The organism is Cupriavidus cauae (assembly GCF_008632125.1).
GTDB classification, from domain to species: Bacteria; Pseudomonadota; Gammaproteobacteria; order Burkholderiales; family Burkholderiaceae; genus Cupriavidus; species Cupriavidus cauae.
Map to the genome: position 1 here is coordinate 144,272 of NZ_VWRN01000034.1, position 18,083 is coordinate 162,354.

The following is an 18,083-nucleotide window of genomic DNA, read 5'->3' on the forward strand; positions in this document are numbered from 1 at the left end:
CGGCTGCGCTACGTATGCTGCTGGATTCTCCAGCACCAAGAGGAACTGCCATGACTTCAGCCATACGCCGCCGCGCCGCCTTCCGCATCAAGGCACCCCTGCTCGCGACCCTGCTCGCACCCCTGACCGCCGCCCTGCTCGCCGGCTGCGCCGGCGCCGACATGCAGGGCCTGACGCAAGCCGGCGGCAGCCTGTTCACCGCGGCCACGCTCAACGACGCCAGTATCAAGACGCTGTCGGACCAGTCCTGCGCCGAGATGGACAAGAAGAACAAGATCGCCGCGCCGACCAGCACCTATGGGCAACGGCTGACCAAGATCATGGCGGGCCTGCAGAACACCGGCCTGCCGCTCGACGCCAAGGTCTACGAGACCAAGGAGATCAATGCCTGGGCGATGGCCAACGGCTGCGTGCGGATCTACAGCGGGCTGATGGACATGATGACCGACGACGAAGTGCGCGGCGTCGTGGGGCACGAGATCGGCCACGTGGCGCTCGGTCATACCAAGGCGGCGATGCAGGTCGCCTACGCAACCGCGGCGGCGCGCGGTCTGCTCGGCTCGGCGGGCAGCGCCACGCTGACCGCGCTGTCGTCGTCGCAAGTGGGCGAGCTGGCCGAGACGCTGGTGAACTCGCAGTTCTCGCAGCGGCAGGAAACCGCGGCGGACGACTATTCCTTCGATCTGCTGACGAAGAACAAGTCCAATCGCGAGGCGCTGGTGACGGCCTTCCGCAAGATGGCGGCGCTCGACGGCGGGCAATCGAGCATGCTGAGCACGCACCCCGGTTCGCTGCAGCGCGCCCAGCATATCGAGGAGCGGCTGCGCAGCGGGAAGTAACGGCGGCCTGCGTCAAGTTGGCCTGATGCGTTGGCCGGATACGTTGGCCTGATACGTTGGCCTGATGCGTTGGCCTGATGCGTTGGCCTGATGCGTTGGCCTGATGCGTTGGCCGGATAGGTTGGCCTGATACGTTGGCCTGATGCGACGGCCCGCGATACGAAGAGCTTCGATGAGAGACGGGACACGCCGTCTCTCATCGGCACATGTCATGGCGACATCAGCGCGCCATCATCGCGCCATCAACGCGCCTCGACGAAGGCCAGCACGGCCTCCAGCATCCGCCGCAGCGTCGGCTGCAGCTTGCCGGCCAGCGCCTCGTCGTAGTCGAACGGATATTGCTCGCGCATATAGGTGCATTGCGACAGCTCGAGCTGGATCGCATGCACGCCCTGCGCGGGCTGCCCGTATTGGCGCGTGATATAGCCGCCCTTGAAGCGGCCGTTCAGCACCGAGGTATAGCCCTGGGCTTCGGCGGCGATCTTCGCCACCTGCTCGGCCAGCCCCGCATCGCAGCTCGCGCCGTTGGCGGTGCCGAGATTGAAGTCGGGCAGCTTGCCGTCGAAGAAGCGCGGCAGCACCGAGCGGATCGAATGCGCGTCCCACAGCGCGATCGTGCCGTGCTCGGCGCGCAGCCGCGCCAGTTCGCCGGCCAGCGCATCGTGATAGGGACGCCAGACCGCGTCGCGGCGCGCGAAGATCTCGGTCTCGTCGGGACCCACGCCGTTGGCATACACCGGCGTCTTGTCGAAGGTATCGACCGGACAGAGCCCGGTGGTGTCCTGGCCCGGATACAGGTTGGCGTTGTCGGGCGGGCGGTTCAGGTCGACCACATAGCGCGAGTGCGTCGCCATCAGGACCGACGCGCCGAGCTCGCGGGCGAAGCCGTAGAGCCGGTCCATGTGCCAGTCGGTGTCCGGCACGGTACGCGCCTCGTCGGTCAGCCGGTCGGCGACCGACGGCGGTAGATACGTGCCCACATGGGGCATCGAGATCAGCAGTGGGCGTGTGCCACGCTGCAGCGTGAAGGCCGGGGTATCGGTGGAGAAGGAAGTCATATTGCTGCTACGAGTGGCATCGCGACCGGCCAGTTTCGCTTTGCTTGTCGCTTGTCGCTTGTCGCGTGTCGCGTGTCGCGTGTTGCGCGGGGCCGGTGGCGATATCAGGTTTCGTGGGGAATGCGGTCCGCGGCGCGTAGGCGTCGGCGTGGGCGAGCCCGTCGTCATGGCGCCAGCAGGCTGGCGCGCGCGCTGGCGAAGGCCGCGCCCGCCTCGGCCTGCAAGGCATGGACGCCCCGGTGCACGCGGCAGCGTCCCGCGCTGCGGACTTCCGCTAGTGTCTCATGTCCGTGATTGGCGAACACGTGCACGGCCAGCGCCTGCTCGCCGCGCAGGCCCGCCAGCGTCGGATGGCTGCCGTCCAGCACGACGAAATCCGCCTGCTGTCCGATGGCCAGGCCGCCGACCGCGCGTCCCGCAGCACGCGCCCCGCCGGCGACCGCATCGAGATAGAGCCGATCGGCCACCTGCGGATGCCGGCTCGACGCGAGCACGTTGCGCTTCTGCAGCGCGAGCCGCTGCCCGTATTCGAACAGCCGCAGTTCCTCGCTGACGCTGACGCTGGCATGGCTGTCCGAGCCGATGCCCCACGCCCCGCCCTGTTCCAGATACGGCGCGGCATCGAACACGCCGTCGCCCAGGTTCGCTTCGGTGGTTGGACAGATGCCGGCCACCGCGCCGCTGTGCGCAAGCCGCCGGCGCTCGTCCCAGTCCAGATGCGTGGCATGCACCAGGCACCAGCGCTGGTCGACCGGCGCATGGTCCAGCAGCCAGTCGACGGGACGGGTGCCGCACCACGCCAGGCATTCGTCGACCTCGCGCTGCTGTTCGGCGATATGGATATGCACCGGCGCGGCCGGGTCCATCGCATGCAGGCCCGCCACCGCCGCACGCAGGCTGTCGGGCGGCACCGCGCGCAGCGAGTGCGGCGCGAGGCCGAGCCGTGCCGTGCCCGTGCACGCCGGCGCGAGCCGCTGCAGCAGCGCCAGCATCGCGTCGGTCTCGTGCAGGAAGCGGCGTTGCTCGGCCAGCGGCGGCTTGGGGCCGAAGCCCGCGCTCTGGTACAGCACCGGCAGCAGCGTGATGCCGATGCCGGCGCGCTGCGCAGCGCGCAGCAGCCGCAGCGACATCTCGGCCGGATCGGCATAGGGCGTGCCGTCGGCCTGGTGATGGACATAGTGGAATTCGCAGACGCTGGTATAGCCCGCGCGCAGCATCTCGACATAGAGCTGCGTCGCGATCGCCTCCAGCGTCTCTGGCGCGAGCCGCAGCGCAAAGCGGTACATCAGCTCGCGCCAGCTCCAGAACGAATCGTCGGCCGCCGAGCGGAATTCGGTCAGGCCGGCGAAGCCCCGCTGGAAGGCGTGCGAATGCAGATTGGTCATGCCCGGCAGCACCGGGCCGACGGCGCGCGGCGTGCCGGCCGACGGCGTGGCGTTAGGCGTCACCGCGGTCAGCCTGCCATCGGCGTCCCAGCTCAGCAGCACATTGCCGGCCCAACCGTCAGGCAGCAGCGCCTCGGCGGCGAACAGCGTGGAATCGAGGTCAGGCTTCATCGCGAAACTCCTGCGGGGCCGAAGAGGCGGGTCCGAAGAACACGCGCCCCTGGCGTACCACCGCGGCGAGCGGGTTGCGGCCGAACCAGTAGGCCAGCTCGGCCGGCGAATCGATGCGCCACAGCGCAAGATCCGCGCCGCGGCCCGCCGCCAGCAGCCCATGCCGATCGCTGGCGCCCAGCGCGCGCGCCGCGTGCGTGGTGACGCCGGCGAGCGCCTCGGGCACCGTCATGCGGAACAGCGTGCAAGCCATGTTGAGCATCAGCAGCAGCGAGGTCACCGGCGACGTGCCGGGATTGTGGTCGGTCGACAGCGCGATCGGCACGCCGTACCGGCGCAGCAGCGCGATCGGCGGCAGATGCGTGTCGCGCAGGAAATAGTAGGCACCGGGCAGCAACACCGCGACGGTCCCCGCCTCGGCCATCGCCGCGACGCCGGTCTCGTCCAGATGCTCCAGATGATCGGCCGACAGGGCGCGATAGCGGGCCGCCAGCGCGGCGCCGCCGAGATTGCTCAGCTGTTCGGCATGCAGCTTGACCGGCAGGCCATGCCGGTGCGCGGCGTCGAACACGCGCTCGGTCTGCGCCGGCGAGAAGCCGATGCCCTCGCAGAAGGCGTCGACCGCATCGACCAGGCCTTCCTGCGCCAGGGCCGGCAGCATCGTGTCGCAGACCAGCGCGATGTAGTCGTCGGCGCGGTCCGCGTATTCGGGCGGCAACGCATGCGCGCCGAGGAAGGTGGTATGCACCGCAACGCCGTAGGCCTTGCCGAGCCGCCGCGCGACGCGCAACTGCTTGCGCTCCGTATCGAGATCGAGGCCGTAGCCCGACTTGATCTCGATCGCGGTGACGCCTTCGGCCAGCAACGGCTTCAGCCGCGTCGCGGCCTGCGCGAACAGCGTGTCTTCGTCGGCCGCGCGCGTGGCCCGGACCGTCGACACGATGCCGCCGCCGGCGCGAGCGATTTCCTCGTAGCTGGCGCCGGCGAGCCGCATCGCGAACTCGTCGGCGCGCTGGCCACCGTAGACCAGATGCGTGTGGCAGTCGATCAGGCCCGGCGTGATCCACGCCCCGCCAGCATCGTGATGCGGCAGGCCGCGGTAGGCCTCGGGCAACACGGCCTGCTGGCCAAGCCATGCAATACGCCCCTGCTCGACGACCAGCGCGGCATCGCGAATGGCGTTGGCCGGATCGGCATCCGGCAGCAGATGGCAGCGATGCCAGACGCCGTCGGCCGACGGCGCGCCGGCCACGCTGGCATCGACAGCGAAGTCTTCAGCGGACTGCGTCATGACGTGGTTTCCCTATCGGAGGATGACTGCGGGAGGATGGCTGCGTCGATTGCAGCCTGACGACGAGGCAGCGGGCGCCCTCGCCCTCGTCCTGGGGCAGCCAGCGGAAGGCGCCGCCCGGCGGCAGCAGCATGCCGCTGCCGGCCGTCAGCACGCCGGCCTCGGCGTCCTGCGCATCATCGCAGTGCCAGCTGCCGGCCAGCACGTAGAGCACGACCGTCGTATCCGACTCGACCCCGGCGCTATCGATGGCCGCGCCGGTGGACGCCACGCTCGCTCGGCAGCGGCCGCGGCGCGTCATCACATTGAAGTCGCGCGTCGGCCCGCCCAGCAGCGTGGCGTCGACCGTCGCTTCGCCGGCAAAGGCGAACGGCTCGCCGACCGCCACCAAGCGATGATCGAAGCTGCCATCGCGCGCGTGCAGCCGCACGCCGTCGCCATCGAGCAGCACGATCTGGCGGTCGATGCCGGGGAACGCCGAGAACGGGCCGTCGGCCGCGATGTCGGCGATGCTCAGGCGCCAGTCGAATGCATCCAGCCCGGCGGCGGGCGGCCACGCGGCGATCTCGCGCGTGGTGCCGCCGCCGTTCTTCCACGGCATCGGCGTCAGCTCGTCCAGCGCAAAGCGCCGTGCTTGCGGGGATAGCGATGGCGCCGCGCTCATGCGCGATTGACCATCGGCAGGTTCAGCCCCTTCTCGCGCGCGCAGTCGATCGCGATGTCGTAGCCCGCGTCGGCGTGGCGCATCACGCCGGTGGCCGGGTCGTTCCACAGCACGCGCTCGATGCGGCGGGCAGCGGCATCGGTGCCGTCGCAGACGATCACCACGCCGCTATGCTGCGAGAAACCCATGCCGACGCCGCCGCCGTGGTGCAGGCTGACCCAGGTCGCGCCGCCCGCGGTATTGAGCAGCGCATTGAGCAGCGGCCAGTCGGACACGGCGTCCGAACCGTCCTTCATCGCCTCGGTCTCGCGGTTGGGCGACGCCACCGAGCCGCAGTCCAGATGGTCCCGGCCGATCACCACCGGCGCCTTCAGCTCGCCCGACTTGACCATCTCGTTGAAGGCCAGGCCCGCGCGATGGCGCTCGTCCAGTCCGACCCAGCAGATGCGTGCCGGCAGGCCCTGGAAGGCGATTCGCTCGCGCGCCATGTCGAGCCAGCGGTGCAGGTGCTTGTCCTCCGGGAACAGCTCCTTCATCTTGGCGTCGGTCTTGTAGATGTCCTCGGGATCGCCGGACAGCGCGACCCAGCGGAACGGTCCCTTGCCGCGGCAGAACAGCGGGCGGATATAAGCCGGCACGAAGCCCGGGAAGTCGAAGGCGTTCTTGACGCCCTCGTCGAAGGCGACCTGGCGGATGTTGTTGCCGTAGTCCAGCGTCGGCACGCCCATCTGCTGGAAGGCCAGCATCGCCTTGACGTGTTCGACGATCGACGGGCGCGCGGCCGCCTCGACCGATTTCGGATCGGCCTTGCGCGCGGCTTCCCACTGCTCGACGGTCCAGCCGGCCGGCAGATAGCCGTTGACCAGGTCGTGCGCCGAGGTCTGGTCGGTGACGATATCCGGGCGCATGCCGCCGGCCTGCGCGCGCTTGACCAGCTCGGGCACGATCTCGGCGGCATTGCCGAGCAGGCCGACCGAGATCGCCTGCTTGCTGGCGGTGGCCTCGGCGATCATCGCCAGCGCCTCGTCCAGCGTGGTGGCCTTCTTGTCCAGATAGCGCGTGCGCAGGCGGAAGTCGATGCGCGATTCCTGGCATTCGATCGCCAGCACGCACGCCCCGGCCAGCACGCCGGCCAGCGGCTGCGCGCCGCCCATGCCGCCCAGGCCCGCGGTCAGGATCCACTTGCCGGACAGGTCGCCGCCGTAGTGCTGGCGACCCGCCTCGACGAAGGTCTCATAGGTGCCCTGCACGATGCCCTGCGTGCCGATGTAGATCCACGAGCCGGCGGTCATCTGGCCGTACATCATCAGGCCGGCGCGATCGAGCTCGTTGAACTTGTCCCAGTTGGCCCAGTGCGGCACCAGGTTGGAGTTGGCGATCAGCACGCGCGGCGCGTCGGCATGCGTGCGGAACACGCCGACCGGCTTGCCGGACTGCACCAGCAGCGATTCGTCTTCGCCGAGGCGGCGCAGGCTGTCGAGAATCGCGTCGAAGCATTCCCAGTTGCGCGCGGCCTTGCCGATGCCGCCGTAGACCACCAGGTCCTGCGGGCGCTCGGCGACGTCCGGGTCCAGGTTGTTCTGGATCATGCGATAGGCGGCTTCGATCAGCCAGTTCTTGCAGTGCAGCTGGGTGCCGCGCGGCGCGCGGACTTCGCGCTGGCCGCGGGCGAGGAATTGCTGTTCGTTGGCGTTCATGGTGGTCTCCTGCGAGCGGTATTCGGTTGCGTGTTCGGTTGCGTGTTCGGCTACGTATTCGGTTGCGTATGCGGTTTGCGGTGCTTCGATAGGCGAGCGTCAATGGCCGCGCTTATTGCGCTTCGCCCTGCGCCGGCAGCACGGCACGCACGGCCTGGGGCCAGCCCGCGCCGGCGTCGCCCTGCAGCACCCACTGCTTCATCGCCTCGATATCGGGCGCCAGATAGCGGTCGACCTCGACGAAGTCGACGCGGGCGCGGATGCGCGCCAGTTCGGTCTCGACCAGCGGCGAGGACTTCAGCGGCCGATGGAATTCGATGCCCTGCGCGGCGGCCATCGCCTCGATGCCGACCACGACCGCGGTGTTCTCGGCCATGTCGCCGAGCCGGCGCGCGCCGTAGGTGGCCATCGACACGTGGTCCTCCTGGTTGGCCGAGGTCGGCAGGCTGTCGACGCTCGACGGATGCGCCAGCGACTTGTTCTCCGACGCCAGCGCGGCGGCGGTGACCTGCGCGATCATGAAGCCCGAATGCAGGCCGCCGTCGCGCACCAGGAAGGGCGGCAGGCCCGACAGGCCGGTGTCGAGCAGCAGCGCCAGGCGCCGCTCGGAAATCGCGCCGATCTCGGCCAGCGCCAGCGCGATGATGTCGGCGGCGAAGGCCACCGGCTCGGCGTGGAAGTTGCCGCCGGACACCACGTCGCCCTGTTCGGAGAACACCAGCGGGTTGTCCGACGCGGCATTGGCCTCGATCTGCAGCACGCGCGCGGCGTGGCGCAGATTGTCCAGGCACGCGCCCATCACCTGCGGCTGGCAACGGATCGAATACGGGTCCTGCACGCGGCCGCACTCGCGATGCGAGTCGACGATCTCGCTGCCGGCCAGCAGCTCGCGCACCGCGCCGGCGACGGCGATCTGGCCGGCCTGGCCGCGGGCGGCGTGGATGCGGGCGTCGAACGGCTTGACCGAGCCCTTGATGGCCTCGAGCGACAGCGCGCCCGCCACCAGCCCGGCGGCGAACACGTCCTCGGCGGCGAACAGGCCGGCCAGCGCCAGCGCGGTCGACACCTGCGTGCCGTTCAGCAGCGCCAGGCCTTCCTTCGGTCCGAGCTCGAACGGCTTCAGACCGGCGTGCGCCAGCGCCTCGACGGCCGGCAGACGGCGGCCGTCGACGATCGCCTCGCCGACGCCGATCAGCGTGCACGACAGATGCGCCAGCGGCGCGAGGTCGCCCGACGCGCCGACCGAGCCCTTGGCCGGAATGCACGGCGTGACGCCGTGGTTGGCCAGCGCCAGCAGCGCCTCGATCAGCTCGGGCCGCACGCCCGAATGGCCGCGCGCGAGGCTGACGGCCTTGGTCGCCAGGATCAGGCGCACCGTATCGGCGGGCAGGTCGCGGCCGGTGCCGACGCTGTGCGACAGCACCAGGTTGCGCTGCAGCTCGGCCAGCTTGTCGTGCGGGATGCGCGTGTTGGCCAGCTTGCCGAAGCCGGTGTTGATGCCGTAGACCACCGCGTCGGTGTCGACGATCTGCTGCACGGTGGCCTGCGCGGCGCGCACATCGGCCCAGGCCGAATCCGCCATCGCCAGCTGGACCTCGCCGCGGTAGATGCGGCGCAGTTCGGCGAGCGAGACCTCGCCGGGATGCAGGGTCAGCGTGGGACGGGATTGGGAAGCGGCGTGTTGCACGGAGGATTGGGTTGTCATTGTATGGTCCTGTCTATACAGCTTGGTACAACTTAAATCAGCTTAGGTCGAATCGTGGTCGAAGTCAGGTGCGGAAGCGCTCGGTTCGTTCGGTGGCGACGGCAGCGCGGCTGCGGGCCGTGCCGCGGACCGCCACGCTAGCCGAACGCCGGATTGCCATCGGCACGGAAGCGGCTGCCGAGGCGATAGCGGTTGCCGGGATGCAGGCAGCGCACGAAGGTCACCGGCGTGCCGGCGGTCCAGGTGCGCCGCGTCAGCAGCAGGCAGGGCTGGGTCACCGGCATCTCCAGCTGGCTGGCCTGCTCGGGCGTGGCCGCGACCGCGTCGACCACGTGCTCGACCTGGTCGTAGGGCACGTGCCGCAGCAGATATTCGCCCGGCTTGACGCCGCTGAAGTCCTGGTTGATGAAGTCGGGCGCCACGCGCGGATTCACGTAGCGGTCCTCCAGCTGCACCGGCACGCCGTCCTCGCGATGCACGCATACCGAATGGAAGACCGACTCGCCGGTGCGCAGGTCGAGCGCCGCCGCCACCTCGATCGAGGCCGAGGCGCGCTCGACCAGGATCACGTCGCAGGCGTAGTCGTGCCCGCGCATGCGGATCTCGTCCTGCAGATTGACCACCGACAGCAGCGTCGACTGCGGCTTGTGCTCGGCAACGAAGGTGCCGACGCCCGCCACCCGCACCACCCTGCCCTGCTCGGCCAGCTCGCGCAGCGCGCGGTTGACCGTCATGCGCGACACGGCGAAGCGGTTGACCAGCTCCTGCTCGGACGGCACGCGATCGCCCGGCTGCCAGGCGCCGCTCTGGATCTGGCGCGCGATGTACTCCTTGACCTGCTGGTACAGCGCGGTCGGCGTGGCATCGGGCGACGGGCGGTGGCCGTTGGCGTCGGGACGGGTGGCGGGGCGGCGGGTGCCGGCTTCTACGGTCATGGTCGGTGGTTGCGTGGGTCGATGCGTCGGTCGATGCGTCGGCCGATGCGCAAGTCGGTGGACTTCATTGGCCGCCTCAATGCTCGGCCGAGGCCATCGCCTCGGCACGGATCTCTTCGGTCAGCCGCGCCTTCAACGCCGAGAATTCCGGCGAGGTCTTGATCGTGTAGTGGCGCGGATGGGCGAAGTCGACCGCGATCTCGGTCTTGATCCGTCCGGGCCGCGCAGAGAATACCGCAACCCGGTTGGCCATGAAGATCGCCTCGTCGATATCGTGCGTGACGAACAGCACCGTCTTGCGCGCGCTCTCCCAGATGCCGAGCAGCAGTTCCTGCATCAGCACGCGGGTCTGGTTGTCCAGCGCGCCGAACGGCTCGTCGAGCAGCAGGATCTTCGGATCGTTGGCCAGCGCCCGCGCGATCGCGGTGCGCTGCTGCATGCCGCCCGACAGCTGCTTCGGATAGTGATGCTCGAAGCCGCGCAGGCCCACGCGGGCGATGAAGAAATCGCTGCGCTCGCGCTGCTCCGCCACGCTCATGCCGCGCTCGCGCAGGCCGAAGCGGACGTTCTGCTCGATCGTCAGCCACGGGAACAGCGTATAGGACTGGAACACCATGCCGCGGTCCGCGCCCGGTCCGGTGACCGGCTCGCCGTCGAGCAGCACGCGACCGGAGGTCGGCGCGTCGAGGCCGGCGACGATGCGCAGCAACGTCGATTTGCCGCAGCCGGACGGCCCGAGGATGGTGACGAAGTCGTTCTCGCGGACCTCGAAGTCCACCGGCAGCAAGGCCTGGGTCTGGCCACCGCGCGGATTGACGAAGGTGCGCGACACCTGCTGGATCGACAGCGCGCTCATTGGATGGTGCTCCACGGAAACAGCCGCTGGTTGGCGAGCTTGAACAGCAGGTCCGAGACCAGGCCGATGCAGCCGATCACGATGATGCCGAAGATGATCTGCCCGGTATTGAGCAGCGCCTGGCTGTCGGTGATCATGTGGCCGATGCCGGACGACGAGCCGATCAGCTCGGCGACGATCACATAGGTCCAGGCCCAGCCCAGCACGAGCCGCAGGATTTCGGCGATGCCGGGCGCGGCGCCGGGGATCAGCACGCGCTTGACGATGCCGGCGCTGTTGGCGCCCAGCGTGTAGGCGGCCTCGACCAGGTCACGGCGCGCGCCCCCTACCGTCACGGCGACCATCAGCACGATCTGGAAGAACGAGCCGATGAAGATCACCAGCAGCTTCTGCGTCTCGCCGATGCCGGCCCACAGGATCAGCAGCGGAATGAAGGCCGACGCCGGCAGGTAGCGGCAGAACGAGACGAAGGGCTCGAAGAAGGCTTCGGCGGCCTTGTAGGCGCCCATCAGGATGCCCAGCGGCACCGCCAGCACCGCGGCCAGCACGAAGCCGCCCAGCACGCGCCAGACCGTCATGCCGATGTCGCCGAGAAAGCCGTACTCGGTAAACAGCAGCCACGCCTCGCGCCCCATCGTCATCGGGTCGGCGAGGAAGGTCGGCGGCACCAGGCCGCCCAGCGTCACCGCGCCCCAGACGGCGAAGAACAGCACGAAAAAGCCCAGGCCCAGCACCCAGCGGGTGCGCGGCGCGACGGGGGTCAGCGGCGTCAGCCACGGATGGGTCCGGCGCGCACGCGGCGCGGCCGGCATCGTCCGGGCGGGCGCCGGGCTGTCGGGCGCGACGGCCCGCAGCGAATCGGCGTGCAACGGTTGTGTCATCGCTACTCCTGCCGCTTAGCGGATGAACCGCGGGTCGTACAGCGTCGTCACGTCCGGCACCTGGCGGATCACGCCGACATCGAGCAGCACCGCGGCGGCCTCCTTGCTGAACTGCGCCAGCTCGCCGGCGAAGAACTTGCGGTTGGCCTCGCGATCCTGCCAGCGCAGATACGAGGACGACTTGGCGAACTGCTCGGCGGTCTGCTTGACGGCCGCGCCCATGATCTCGTTGGACTTGGCCGGCTCCTTGCGGATCATCTCGAGCGCCTCGAAGTAGCCGTCGACCAGCGCCTGCGCGGCCTTCGGGTTCTCCTTCAACCATTTCGGCGCGCAGCCGAGCGTGTCCATCACCATCGGGTAGTCCAGCGTGGTGGCGAGGATCTTGCCCTTGTCGGGGTTCTGCCGCACGGTCGACAAGTACGGCTCGTAGGTCATCGCGGCGTCGTTCTGGCCCGAGACGAAGGCCTGCGCGGCCGCCTGCGGCGACAGCGTGGTGGTCTTGACGTCCTTGATGGTCATGCCGTTCTTCTTCAGCATCCACGCCAGTCCGAAATACGGCGCGGTGCCCGGCGCGTCGACGCCGATGGTCTTGCCCTTCAGGTCGGCGAAGGTCTTGACGTCGTTGCGCACCGCCAGCCCGTCGGCGCCGTAGGACTTGTCGAGCTGCACGATCTGCGTGATCGGCACGCCGTTGGCATTCCACGCCACGTGGGTTTCCACCGTGGTCGCGGCGCACTGGATCGCGCCCGAGGCCAGCGCCAGATGGCGGTCCTTCTGCGGAATCATCTTGATGTCGACGTCGACGCCGTGTTTTTCGAAGATGCCGGCCTTGGCGGCCAGCGTCAGCGGCGCAAAGCCGGTCCAGCCGCTCATGCCCAGCGCCACCTTGGTGGTTTGGGCCTGCGCCGCGCCGGCACCGGCGGCGAGCGCCACCGTGGCCAGCCAACCGAGCGCACGGCCGGCGCCCCCTTTACTCCCCAACTTCCGCTTCTGCATCTGCACTGTTTGGCTCCTTTGGTGTCGCGAACGGTGCCGCCGGCTGGCGGCCCGCCCGGGTCGTGCCGGCGTCCTCGGTCGGGGCGCCGGTCGGTTTCCGGGCAATGTAGCAATCCTGTATATACAAGTCAAGGCGACGAAACGTCACTACGGCACGCCGCCGAAGGGACGTCTCCAATGGCAGCCCCGGATCCCGGGCGTTGCTCGCAAACCCTGATAGGGAAAGCGATAACGGGCGATGCAAGGGATTGGCGGGGCCCGCGGCGGTCAGCCGGATCGGTATCCCGCACCAGGCTGGTGACGGCGCCGCACGGCGTGCGGGCATCGTGCCCCAATATGCTGTATAGACAGGGTGGCGGGCGTAAGCACGCAATCGCCATGCCATCGGGGGGCGGCGCTTGCCGCGGGGGTACGACGATTGCCGCGGAGGTGCCGCGCTTGCCGCGGAGGTGCGGCGCCTGCCGCGGCGGTGCGGCACTTGCTGGGGTGTGTGCGCCGCTGGCCGCGGGGGTCAGGTCTCGAAGAAGTGGTGAACCGTCGGATAACGCAGCCGCAGCCGCAGCTCGCGCTTGAGCCTCGCGTTCTCGAGCCGGCGCGATTCGCTCATGAAGCTCAGCAGCGCCGGCTCGACGGCCTGGCGGATCTGCTCGCGCGACAGCCGGGGCGGCCGCGGCAGCCCGCGCCGGTCGGCCACCAGGTCGAAATAGTCGGCCATGCGCAGTTCGCTGTCGTCGCTGGCATGGACGACGCGCTGCGGCCGGCCGCGCAGCAGCGCGGCGATCATGGCGCGGGCCAGGTCGTCGGCGTGGATGTGGTTGGTGTAGACATCATCGTCGCGCACCAGCGCCGGCGTGCCCTTGAGCAGGCGCGCCACCGGCAGCCGGTCGGCGGCGTAGATGCCGGGAATCCGCACGATGCTGGCACGCCAGCCGCTGGCGCGGCCGAAGCTCCGCACCGCCCGCTCGGCGGCCACGCGGCGGCGTGCCCGCGCGGTCTGCGGCCGTACCGGCTGCGCCTCGCCGATGCGCGCGCCGCCGCGGTCGCCATAGACGCCGCTGGTGCTGGCGTAGACCAGCGCCGGCGCGCCGCCGCGAGTGGCCACGCCGGTCCCCCGTCCGGGCCGCTCGGGTAGAATGCGGGGTTCCCGCGCGGGGCGGCGCCATGCGCTGCGCCGCAGCGCCCGCAACAGGGCAACGGTACGTGGATCGTCATCGCCGCGCGCCGGCGGCGGCGCCAGGTGCAACACGCGATCGGCCAGGCCGCCCAGGCGCTTCAGCGTCGCCGGCTCGTCCAGATTGGCCACCAACGGCACCGCGCCCGCCGCCCGCAAGGCCGCCACGCGGCCGGGCTGCGACGTCACGGCGAACACGCGCCAGCGCGGGGCAAGCATTTGCAGGCAACGCATGCCTACGTCCCCACAGCCCACGATCAGCAAGCGCGGGCGGGCCAGACGGGGTGGCGACAGATCTTTGCTCATCGAGAGATTATGGCTTATCAAGTAACCGTGCTGCCGAGCGGCCGCCAATTCGAGGCGGAAGCGAACGAAACCATCCTGTCGGCGGCGCTGCGTCAAGGCATCGGCCTGCCCTACGGGTGCAAGAACGGCGCCTGCGGTTCGTGCAAGGGCCGCGTCACCGCCGGCGACATCGTCCAGGGCGACCATGCCGCCTCCGCGCTGACCGCGCAGGAAAAGACCGAGGGCCGCGCGCTGTTCTGCTGCGCCAATGCGGCCTCGGACGTGACCATCGAATGCCGCGAGGTCCATGGCGCCGGCGATATCCCGATCAAGAAGGTGCCGTGCCGCGTGCAATCGCTGGAACGCGTGGCCGAGGACGTCATCGTGGCGAAGCTGCAGTTGCCGGCCACCGAGCGCCTGCAATACCTGGCCGGCCAGTACGTCGAATTCCTGCTGCGGGACGGCAAGCGCCGCAGCTATTCGATCGCCACGCCGCCGCACGAGGAAGGCCCGATCGAACTGCATTTCCGCCATATGCCGGGCGGCGCCTTCACCGACTATGTGTTCGGCGCGCGCGAGGGCCAGCCGGCAATGAAGGAGCGCGACATCCTGCGCTTCGAGGGTCCGCTGGGCAGCTTCTTCCTGCGCGAGGACTCGGACAAGCCGATCATCCTGCTGGCCTCGGGCACCGGCTTCGCGCCGATCAAGGCCATCGTCGAGCACGCCGCCTACACCGGCATCACGCGGCCGATGACGCTGTACTGGGGCGGCCGCCGTCCGCGCGATCTCTACATGCACGCGCTGTGCGAGCAGTGGGCGCGCGAGCTGCCGAACTTCCGGTACGTGCCGGTGGTCTCGGACGCGCTGGCCGAGGACGAGTGGGACGGCCGCACCGGCTTCGTCCACCAGGCCGTGATGGCGGACTACCCGGATCTGTCGGGCCACGAGGTCTATGCCTGCGGCGCCCCGGTGATGGTCGAATCGGCGCGGCGCGACTTCACCGCCCAGTGCGCGCTGCACGAGGATGCGTTCTTCGCCGACTCGTTCACCTCCGAGGCCGACCTGCACCCGGCCGGCGTGGCCTGAACCAGGGCTCGCGGCGCGGCCGGGCTGGCCCAGCTGGCCCGGATCGCGCCCTGCCCGGCCCGCGCCGCTTGCCGTGCCACACCCGCACACGACCGCACCATCGTTTCACGAGAACAACAATGACGACCCGGACCGCCACCGTCGTCTTTGACACTGGGGCGACTGCGTCTTATAGTTGGCCGCATGAACCACGCCAACATCCGACGCAGCTTCCGTACGTCGCATCCCGCCAGGGTGCCACGCGGCTGACCGTCGACAGCGTCTGTTCAGGTCATCAAGCCACGGGCAACCCCCGTGGCTTTTTTGTTTTGCCGCCCTTCCCTTTTCCTTGTTTGCCGATCTCTGGAGTCCGCCATGGCATTTGCTGAGTATCCCGTCCAATCGCTGATGTACATCACCAACCGGCCCGAGCTCGTCTTCACCGAGGGCAAGGGCTCGTGGCTGACGGACCATCAGGGCAAGCGCTATCTGGACTTCGTGCAGGGCTGGGCCGTCAACTGCCTGGGCCACTCGAACGAGGGCATGATCGCGGCGCTGAACGAGCAGGCCCGCAAGCTGATCAATCCGAGCCCGGCCTTCTACAACGAGCCGATGCTGCGGCTGGCCAAGACGCTGACCGACAACAGCTGCTTCGACAAGGTGTTCTTCGCCAACAGCGGCGCGGAGGCCAACGAGGGCGCGATCAAGCTGGCGCGCAAATGGGGGCGCAAGCACAAGAACGGCGCCTACGAGATCATCACGATGGACCACAGCTTCCATGGCCGCACGCTGGCGACCATGAGCGCGTCGGGCAAGGCCGGCTGGGACACGATCTTCGCGCCGCAGGTGCCGGGCTTTCCGAAGGCCCAGCTCAATGACCTGGCTTCGGTCGAGGCGCTGATCAACGACAAGACGGTCGGCATCATGCTCGAGCCGGTGCAGGGCGAGAGCGGCGTGGTGCCCGCCACGCGCGAATTCATGCAAGGGCTGCGCGCGCTGGCGGACAAGCACAAGCTGCTGTTCATCGTCGACGAGGTGCAGGCCGGCTGCGCCCGCTGCGGCACGCTGTTCGCCTACGAGCTGTCGAACGTCGAGCCGGACATCATGACGCTGGGCAAGGGCATCGGCGGCGGCGTGCCGCTGTCGGCCCTGCTGTGCAAGGCCGAGGTGGCGAGCTTCGAAGCCGGCGACCAGGGCGGCACCTACAACGGCAACCCGCTGATGTGCGCGGTGGGCAGCGCGGTGTTCGAGCAGCTGCTGGCGCCGGGCTTCCTGCAGCAGGTGCAGGAGAAGGGCGCGTATCTGCGCGAACAGCTGCTGGCGCTGTCGAACGAGTTCGGCCTGGCCGGCGAACGGGGCGAGGGCCTGCTGCGCGCGCTGATGCTCGGCAAGGACATCGGCCCGCAGCTGGTCGAGCAGGCGCGCGAGATGCAGCCGGAGGGCCTGCTGCTCAATTCGCCGCGGCCGAACTTGCTGCGCTTCATGCCGGCGCTGAACGTGACCCGCGGGGAAATCGACCAGATGATCGGCATGCTGCGGACGCTGCTGAAGTCGCTGGCCTGATCTTCTGGCGCCGGCCGTCTGCCGTCGTCCACGGCGCGATGGTCCGTGATGGTCGGCGATGGTCGGCGATGGTCGCCCGTGGTTCGGAAACGGGCCGCCCTGCTGCGATGGCACGGCGGCCTTTTTCTTTGGCTCCTCTCCGTAGCCCCCCTTCGTTCACCGCCACCCGCCGCGCGTGGGGACGACGGTAATATTCGCTTGCCTATACTGATGCCATCCAGGACCGGGAGAACAACAATGGGCGGTCGCCTCCATCCCCACAGGCGCGGGCTGGCTACCACGCTTGCCGTGGCCACCCTGGCGCTCGGCACCCTGGCCGCCACACCGGCCGCGGCCGACGAGGCCGCCGACCACGCCGCCATCCTCAAGGCCGAGCAGGACTGGCTGACCGCCACCGAGTCCGGCGATCGCGCGGCGCTGGAACGCCTGCTCCATCCGACCTTCGTCAACATCTCGCCGCTGGGAGGGATGCGCAACCGCGCCGAATCGCTGTCCGCCGGCCCCCCGCCGCCGGGCTCCAGCCAGACGCTGACCGAACTGAAGGTACGCACGTTTCGCGACAGCGCGGTGGTCACCGGCGTCAACCGTTATCGGCCCAACGCGAAAGCCAAGCCGACGGACGTCGTCTTCACCGACGTGTTCGTACGCACGCCGCATGGGTGGCAGGTGGTGTCGTCGCACAATTCGATCCGGCCGGCGCCGGCGGAACGATAAAAAAAGCCCCGTCCATGCAGGCATGGCGGGGCTGGCGACTGCACGGCGGCCCTTCGGCCGCCGTTTTCCTATCGCGACAGGCTCATTCCCCCAGATACGCGGCGCGTACCTTCGGGTCGTCGAGCATGTCGGCGGCATTGCCGCTCATCGTGATCAGGCCGGACTCCATCACATAGCCGCGGTTGGCGGCCTGCAGCGCGAGGCGGGCGTTCTGCTCGACCAGCAGCACGGTGACGCCCTGGCCGGAGATATCGCGCACGACCTCGAAGATCTTCTCGACCATGATCGGCGACAGGCCCATCGACGGTTCGTCCAGCAGCAGCAGGCGCGGCTGGCTCATCAGCGCGCGCGCCATGGCCAGCATCTGCTGCTCGCCGCCGGACATGGTGCCGGCCAGCTGGTTGGCGCGTTCCTTCAGCCGCGGGAAGATGCCGAACATGCGGTCGATGTCGTCCTTGATGCCGGCCTCGTCCTTGCGCGTGAAGGCGCCCATCAGCAGGTTCTCGGTGATGGTCATGCGCGCGAACACGCCGCGGCCTTCCGGCACCATCGCCAGGCCCTGCTTCAGCAGCTCGTAGCTCGGCACGCCCTTGATCGAGCGGCCCAGATATTCGACCTCCCCGCCGGCCCAGGGCTGCAGGCCGGTGATCGCCTTCATCGTGGTGGTCTTGCCGGCGCCATTGGCGCCGATCAGCGTCACCAGCTCGCCGTCGCGGATTTCCAGGTCGATGCCCTTGACGGCCTGGATGCCGCCGTACGCGACCTTCAGGCCGGCGATCTTCAGTAGTGTGTCTTTCATGTGCGGCT

The 18,083-nt window shown here is 69.2% G+C and carries 16 protein-coding genes; 4 read left to right on the forward strand and 12 right to left on the reverse strand.

All coding sequences use genetic code 11. The annotated features are described in order from the left end of the window. The first annotated feature begins 50 nt into the window (after positions 1 to 50). Positions 51 to 839, forward strand: coding sequence for a metalloprotease LoiP (loiP, locus tag F1599_RS12910; protein ID WP_190286351.1), 789 nt, complete (start codon positions 51 to 53; stop codon positions 837 to 839). Between the two features lie 242 nt (positions 840 to 1,081). Here loiP and hutG read toward each other — a convergent pair whose 3' ends face one another. The 11 genes from hutG to F1599_RS12965 all read right to left on the reverse strand — a co-directional run bounded on the left by hutG (position 1,082) and on the right by F1599_RS12965 (position 13,955). Continuing rightward, positions 1,082 to 1,897, reverse strand: a complete 816-nt coding sequence (gene hutG, locus F1599_RS12915; protein ID WP_149316735.1) for an N-formylglutamate deformylase — start codon at positions 1,895 to 1,897, stop codon at positions 1,082 to 1,084. A gap of 164 nt (positions 1,898 to 2,061) precedes the next feature. Continuing rightward, on the reverse strand, positions 2,062 to 3,453 hold the full coding sequence (locus F1599_RS12920) for a formimidoylglutamate deiminase (RefSeq protein WP_150083353.1): 1,392 nt from the start codon (positions 3,451 to 3,453) through the stop codon (positions 2,062 to 2,064). Further along, positions 3,443 to 4,744 (reverse strand): imidazolonepropionase, encoded by a 1,302-nt coding sequence (gene hutI / locus F1599_RS12925; RefSeq protein WP_150083354.1) that lies wholly within the window; start codon positions 4,742 to 4,744, stop codon positions 3,443 to 3,445. Before hutI ends, F1599_RS12920 begins: the two co-directional genes overlap by 11 nt. Then, positions 4,728 to 5,408 carry a HutD/Ves family protein gene (locus tag F1599_RS12930; protein ID WP_150083355.1) on the reverse strand — a complete coding sequence of 227 codons (681 nt, stop codon included), beginning with the start codon at positions 5,406 to 5,408 and terminating at the stop codon, positions 4,728 to 4,730. The genes hutI and F1599_RS12930 overlap by 17 nt, the downstream gene beginning before the upstream one ends. Then, a complete protein-coding gene (hutU, locus tag F1599_RS12935) occupies positions 5,405 to 7,105 on the reverse strand; it encodes a urocanate hydratase (protein ID WP_150083356.1) in 1,701 nt (566 codons plus the stop codon). The genes F1599_RS12930 and hutU overlap by 4 nt, the downstream gene beginning before the upstream one ends. A gap of 112 nt (positions 7,106 to 7,217) precedes the next feature. Continuing rightward, positions 7,218 to 8,810: a histidine ammonia-lyase gene (gene hutH / locus F1599_RS12940; RefSeq protein ID WP_149316730.1), complete on the reverse strand. Its 1,593-nt coding sequence runs from the start codon at positions 8,808 to 8,810 to the stop codon at positions 7,218 to 7,220. A gap of 137 nt (positions 8,811 to 8,947) precedes the next feature. After that, the gene (gene hutC, locus F1599_RS12945; protein ID WP_006579256.1) at positions 8,948 to 9,745 is read right to left on the reverse strand and encodes a histidine utilization repressor; all 798 of its coding nucleotides are present in this window, start codon (positions 9,743 to 9,745) and stop codon (positions 8,948 to 8,950) included. A gap of 76 nt (positions 9,746 to 9,821) precedes the next feature. Further along, complete coding sequence (locus tag F1599_RS12950) at positions 9,822 to 10,601, reverse strand: ABC transporter ATP-binding protein (RefSeq protein ID WP_149316729.1); 780 nt, start codon at positions 10,599 to 10,601, stop codon at positions 9,822 to 9,824. Next, on the reverse strand, positions 10,598 to 11,482 hold the full coding sequence (locus F1599_RS12955; protein WP_150083357.1) for an ABC transporter permease: 885 nt from the start codon (positions 11,480 to 11,482) through the stop codon (positions 10,598 to 10,600). The genes F1599_RS12950 and F1599_RS12955 overlap by 4 nt, the downstream gene beginning before the upstream one ends. A 15-nt stretch (positions 11,483 to 11,497) precedes the next feature. Further along, a complete protein-coding gene (locus F1599_RS12960; protein WP_149316727.1) occupies positions 11,498 to 12,478 on the reverse strand; it encodes an ABC transporter substrate-binding protein in 981 nt (326 codons plus the stop codon). A 511-nt stretch (positions 12,479 to 12,989) separates the two neighbouring features. Further along, a complete protein-coding gene (locus F1599_RS12965) occupies positions 12,990 to 13,955 on the reverse strand; it encodes an NAD-dependent epimerase/dehydratase family protein (RefSeq protein WP_150083358.1) in 966 nt (321 codons plus the stop codon). 9 nt (positions 13,956 to 13,964) lie between these two features. Here F1599_RS12965 and F1599_RS12970 point away from each other — a divergent pair, with 9 nt between their 5' ends. The 3 genes from F1599_RS12970 (at position 13,965) to F1599_RS12980 (ending at position 17,276) form a co-directional block, all read left to right on the forward strand. Continuing rightward, entirely contained in the window at positions 13,965 to 15,020 is a 1,056-nt protein-coding gene (locus F1599_RS12970; RefSeq protein WP_149316725.1) for a CDP-6-deoxy-delta-3,4-glucoseen reductase, read from the forward strand. Between the two features lie 354 nt (positions 15,021 to 15,374). Next, the gene (locus tag F1599_RS12975; protein ID WP_150083359.1) at positions 15,375 to 16,562 is read left to right on the forward strand and encodes an acetylornithine transaminase; all 1,188 of its coding nucleotides are present in this window, start codon (positions 15,375 to 15,377) and stop codon (positions 16,560 to 16,562) included. A 237-nt stretch (positions 16,563 to 16,799) separates the two neighbouring features. Next, positions 16,800 to 17,276, forward strand: a complete 477-nt coding sequence (locus F1599_RS12980) for a nuclear transport factor 2 family protein (protein ID WP_187829095.1) — start codon at positions 16,800 to 16,802, stop codon at positions 17,274 to 17,276. Between the two features lie 82 nt (positions 17,277 to 17,358). Here F1599_RS12980 and F1599_RS12985 read toward each other — a convergent pair whose 3' ends face one another. Next, a complete protein-coding gene (locus tag F1599_RS12985) occupies positions 17,359 to 18,075 on the reverse strand; it encodes an ABC transporter ATP-binding protein (protein ID WP_149316722.1) in 717 nt (238 codons plus the stop codon). Positions 18,076 to 18,083 lie beyond the last annotated feature (8 nt).

Bases quoted from the DNA above. Each gene is read 5' to 3' on its own strand.
- F1599_RS12985 (WP_149316722.1), bottom strand. From the start codon at position 18,075: ATGAAAGACACACTACTGAAGATCGCCGGCCTGAAGGTCGCGTACGGC.
- F1599_RS12980 (WP_187829095.1), top strand. From the start codon at position 16,800: ATGGGCGGTCGCCTCCATCCCCACAGGCGCGGGCTGGCTACCACGCTT.
- F1599_RS12970 (WP_149316725.1), top strand. From the start codon at position 13,965: ATGGCTTATCAAGTAACCGTGCTGCCGAGCGGCCGCCAATTCGAGGCG.
- F1599_RS12955 (WP_150083357.1), bottom strand. From the start codon at position 11,482: ATGACACAACCGTTGCACGCCGATTCGCTGCGGGCCGTCGCGCCCGAC.
- hutG (WP_149316735.1), bottom strand. From the start codon at position 1,897: ATGACTTCCTTCTCCACCGATACCCCGGCCTTCACGCTGCAGCGTGGC.
- hutH (WP_149316730.1), bottom strand. From the start codon at position 8,810: ATGACAACCCAATCCTCCGTGCAACACGCCGCTTCCCAATCCCGTCCC.
- F1599_RS12950 (WP_149316729.1), bottom strand. From the start codon at position 10,601: ATGAGCGCGCTGTCGATCCAGCAGGTGTCGCGCACCTTCGTCAATCCG.
- F1599_RS12975 (WP_150083359.1), top strand. From the start codon at position 15,375: ATGGCATTTGCTGAGTATCCCGTCCAATCGCTGATGTACATCACCAAC.
- F1599_RS12965 (WP_150083358.1), bottom strand. From the start codon at position 13,955: ATGAGCAAAGATCTGTCGCCACCCCGTCTGGCCCGCCCGCGCTTGCTG.
- hutI (WP_150083354.1), bottom strand. From the start codon at position 4,744: ATGACGCAGTCCGCTGAAGACTTCGCTGTCGATGCCAGCGTGGCCGGC.
- F1599_RS12930 (WP_150083355.1), bottom strand. From the start codon at position 5,408: ATGAGCGCGGCGCCATCGCTATCCCCGCAAGCACGGCGCTTTGCGCTG.
- hutC (WP_006579256.1), bottom strand. From the start codon at position 9,745: ATGACCGTAGAAGCCGGCACCCGCCGCCCCGCCACCCGTCCCGACGCC.
- hutU (WP_150083356.1), bottom strand. From the start codon at position 7,105: ATGAACGCCAACGAACAGCAATTCCTCGCCCGCGGCCAGCGCGAAGTC.
- loiP (WP_190286351.1), top strand. From the start codon at position 51: ATGACTTCAGCCATACGCCGCCGCGCCGCCTTCCGCATCAAGGCACCC.
- F1599_RS12960 (WP_149316727.1), bottom strand. From the start codon at position 12,478: ATGCAGAAGCGGAAGTTGGGGAGTAAAGGGGGCGCCGGCCGTGCGCTC.
- F1599_RS12920 (WP_150083353.1), bottom strand. From the start codon at position 3,453: ATGAAGCCTGACCTCGATTCCACGCTGTTCGCCGCCGAGGCGCTGCTG.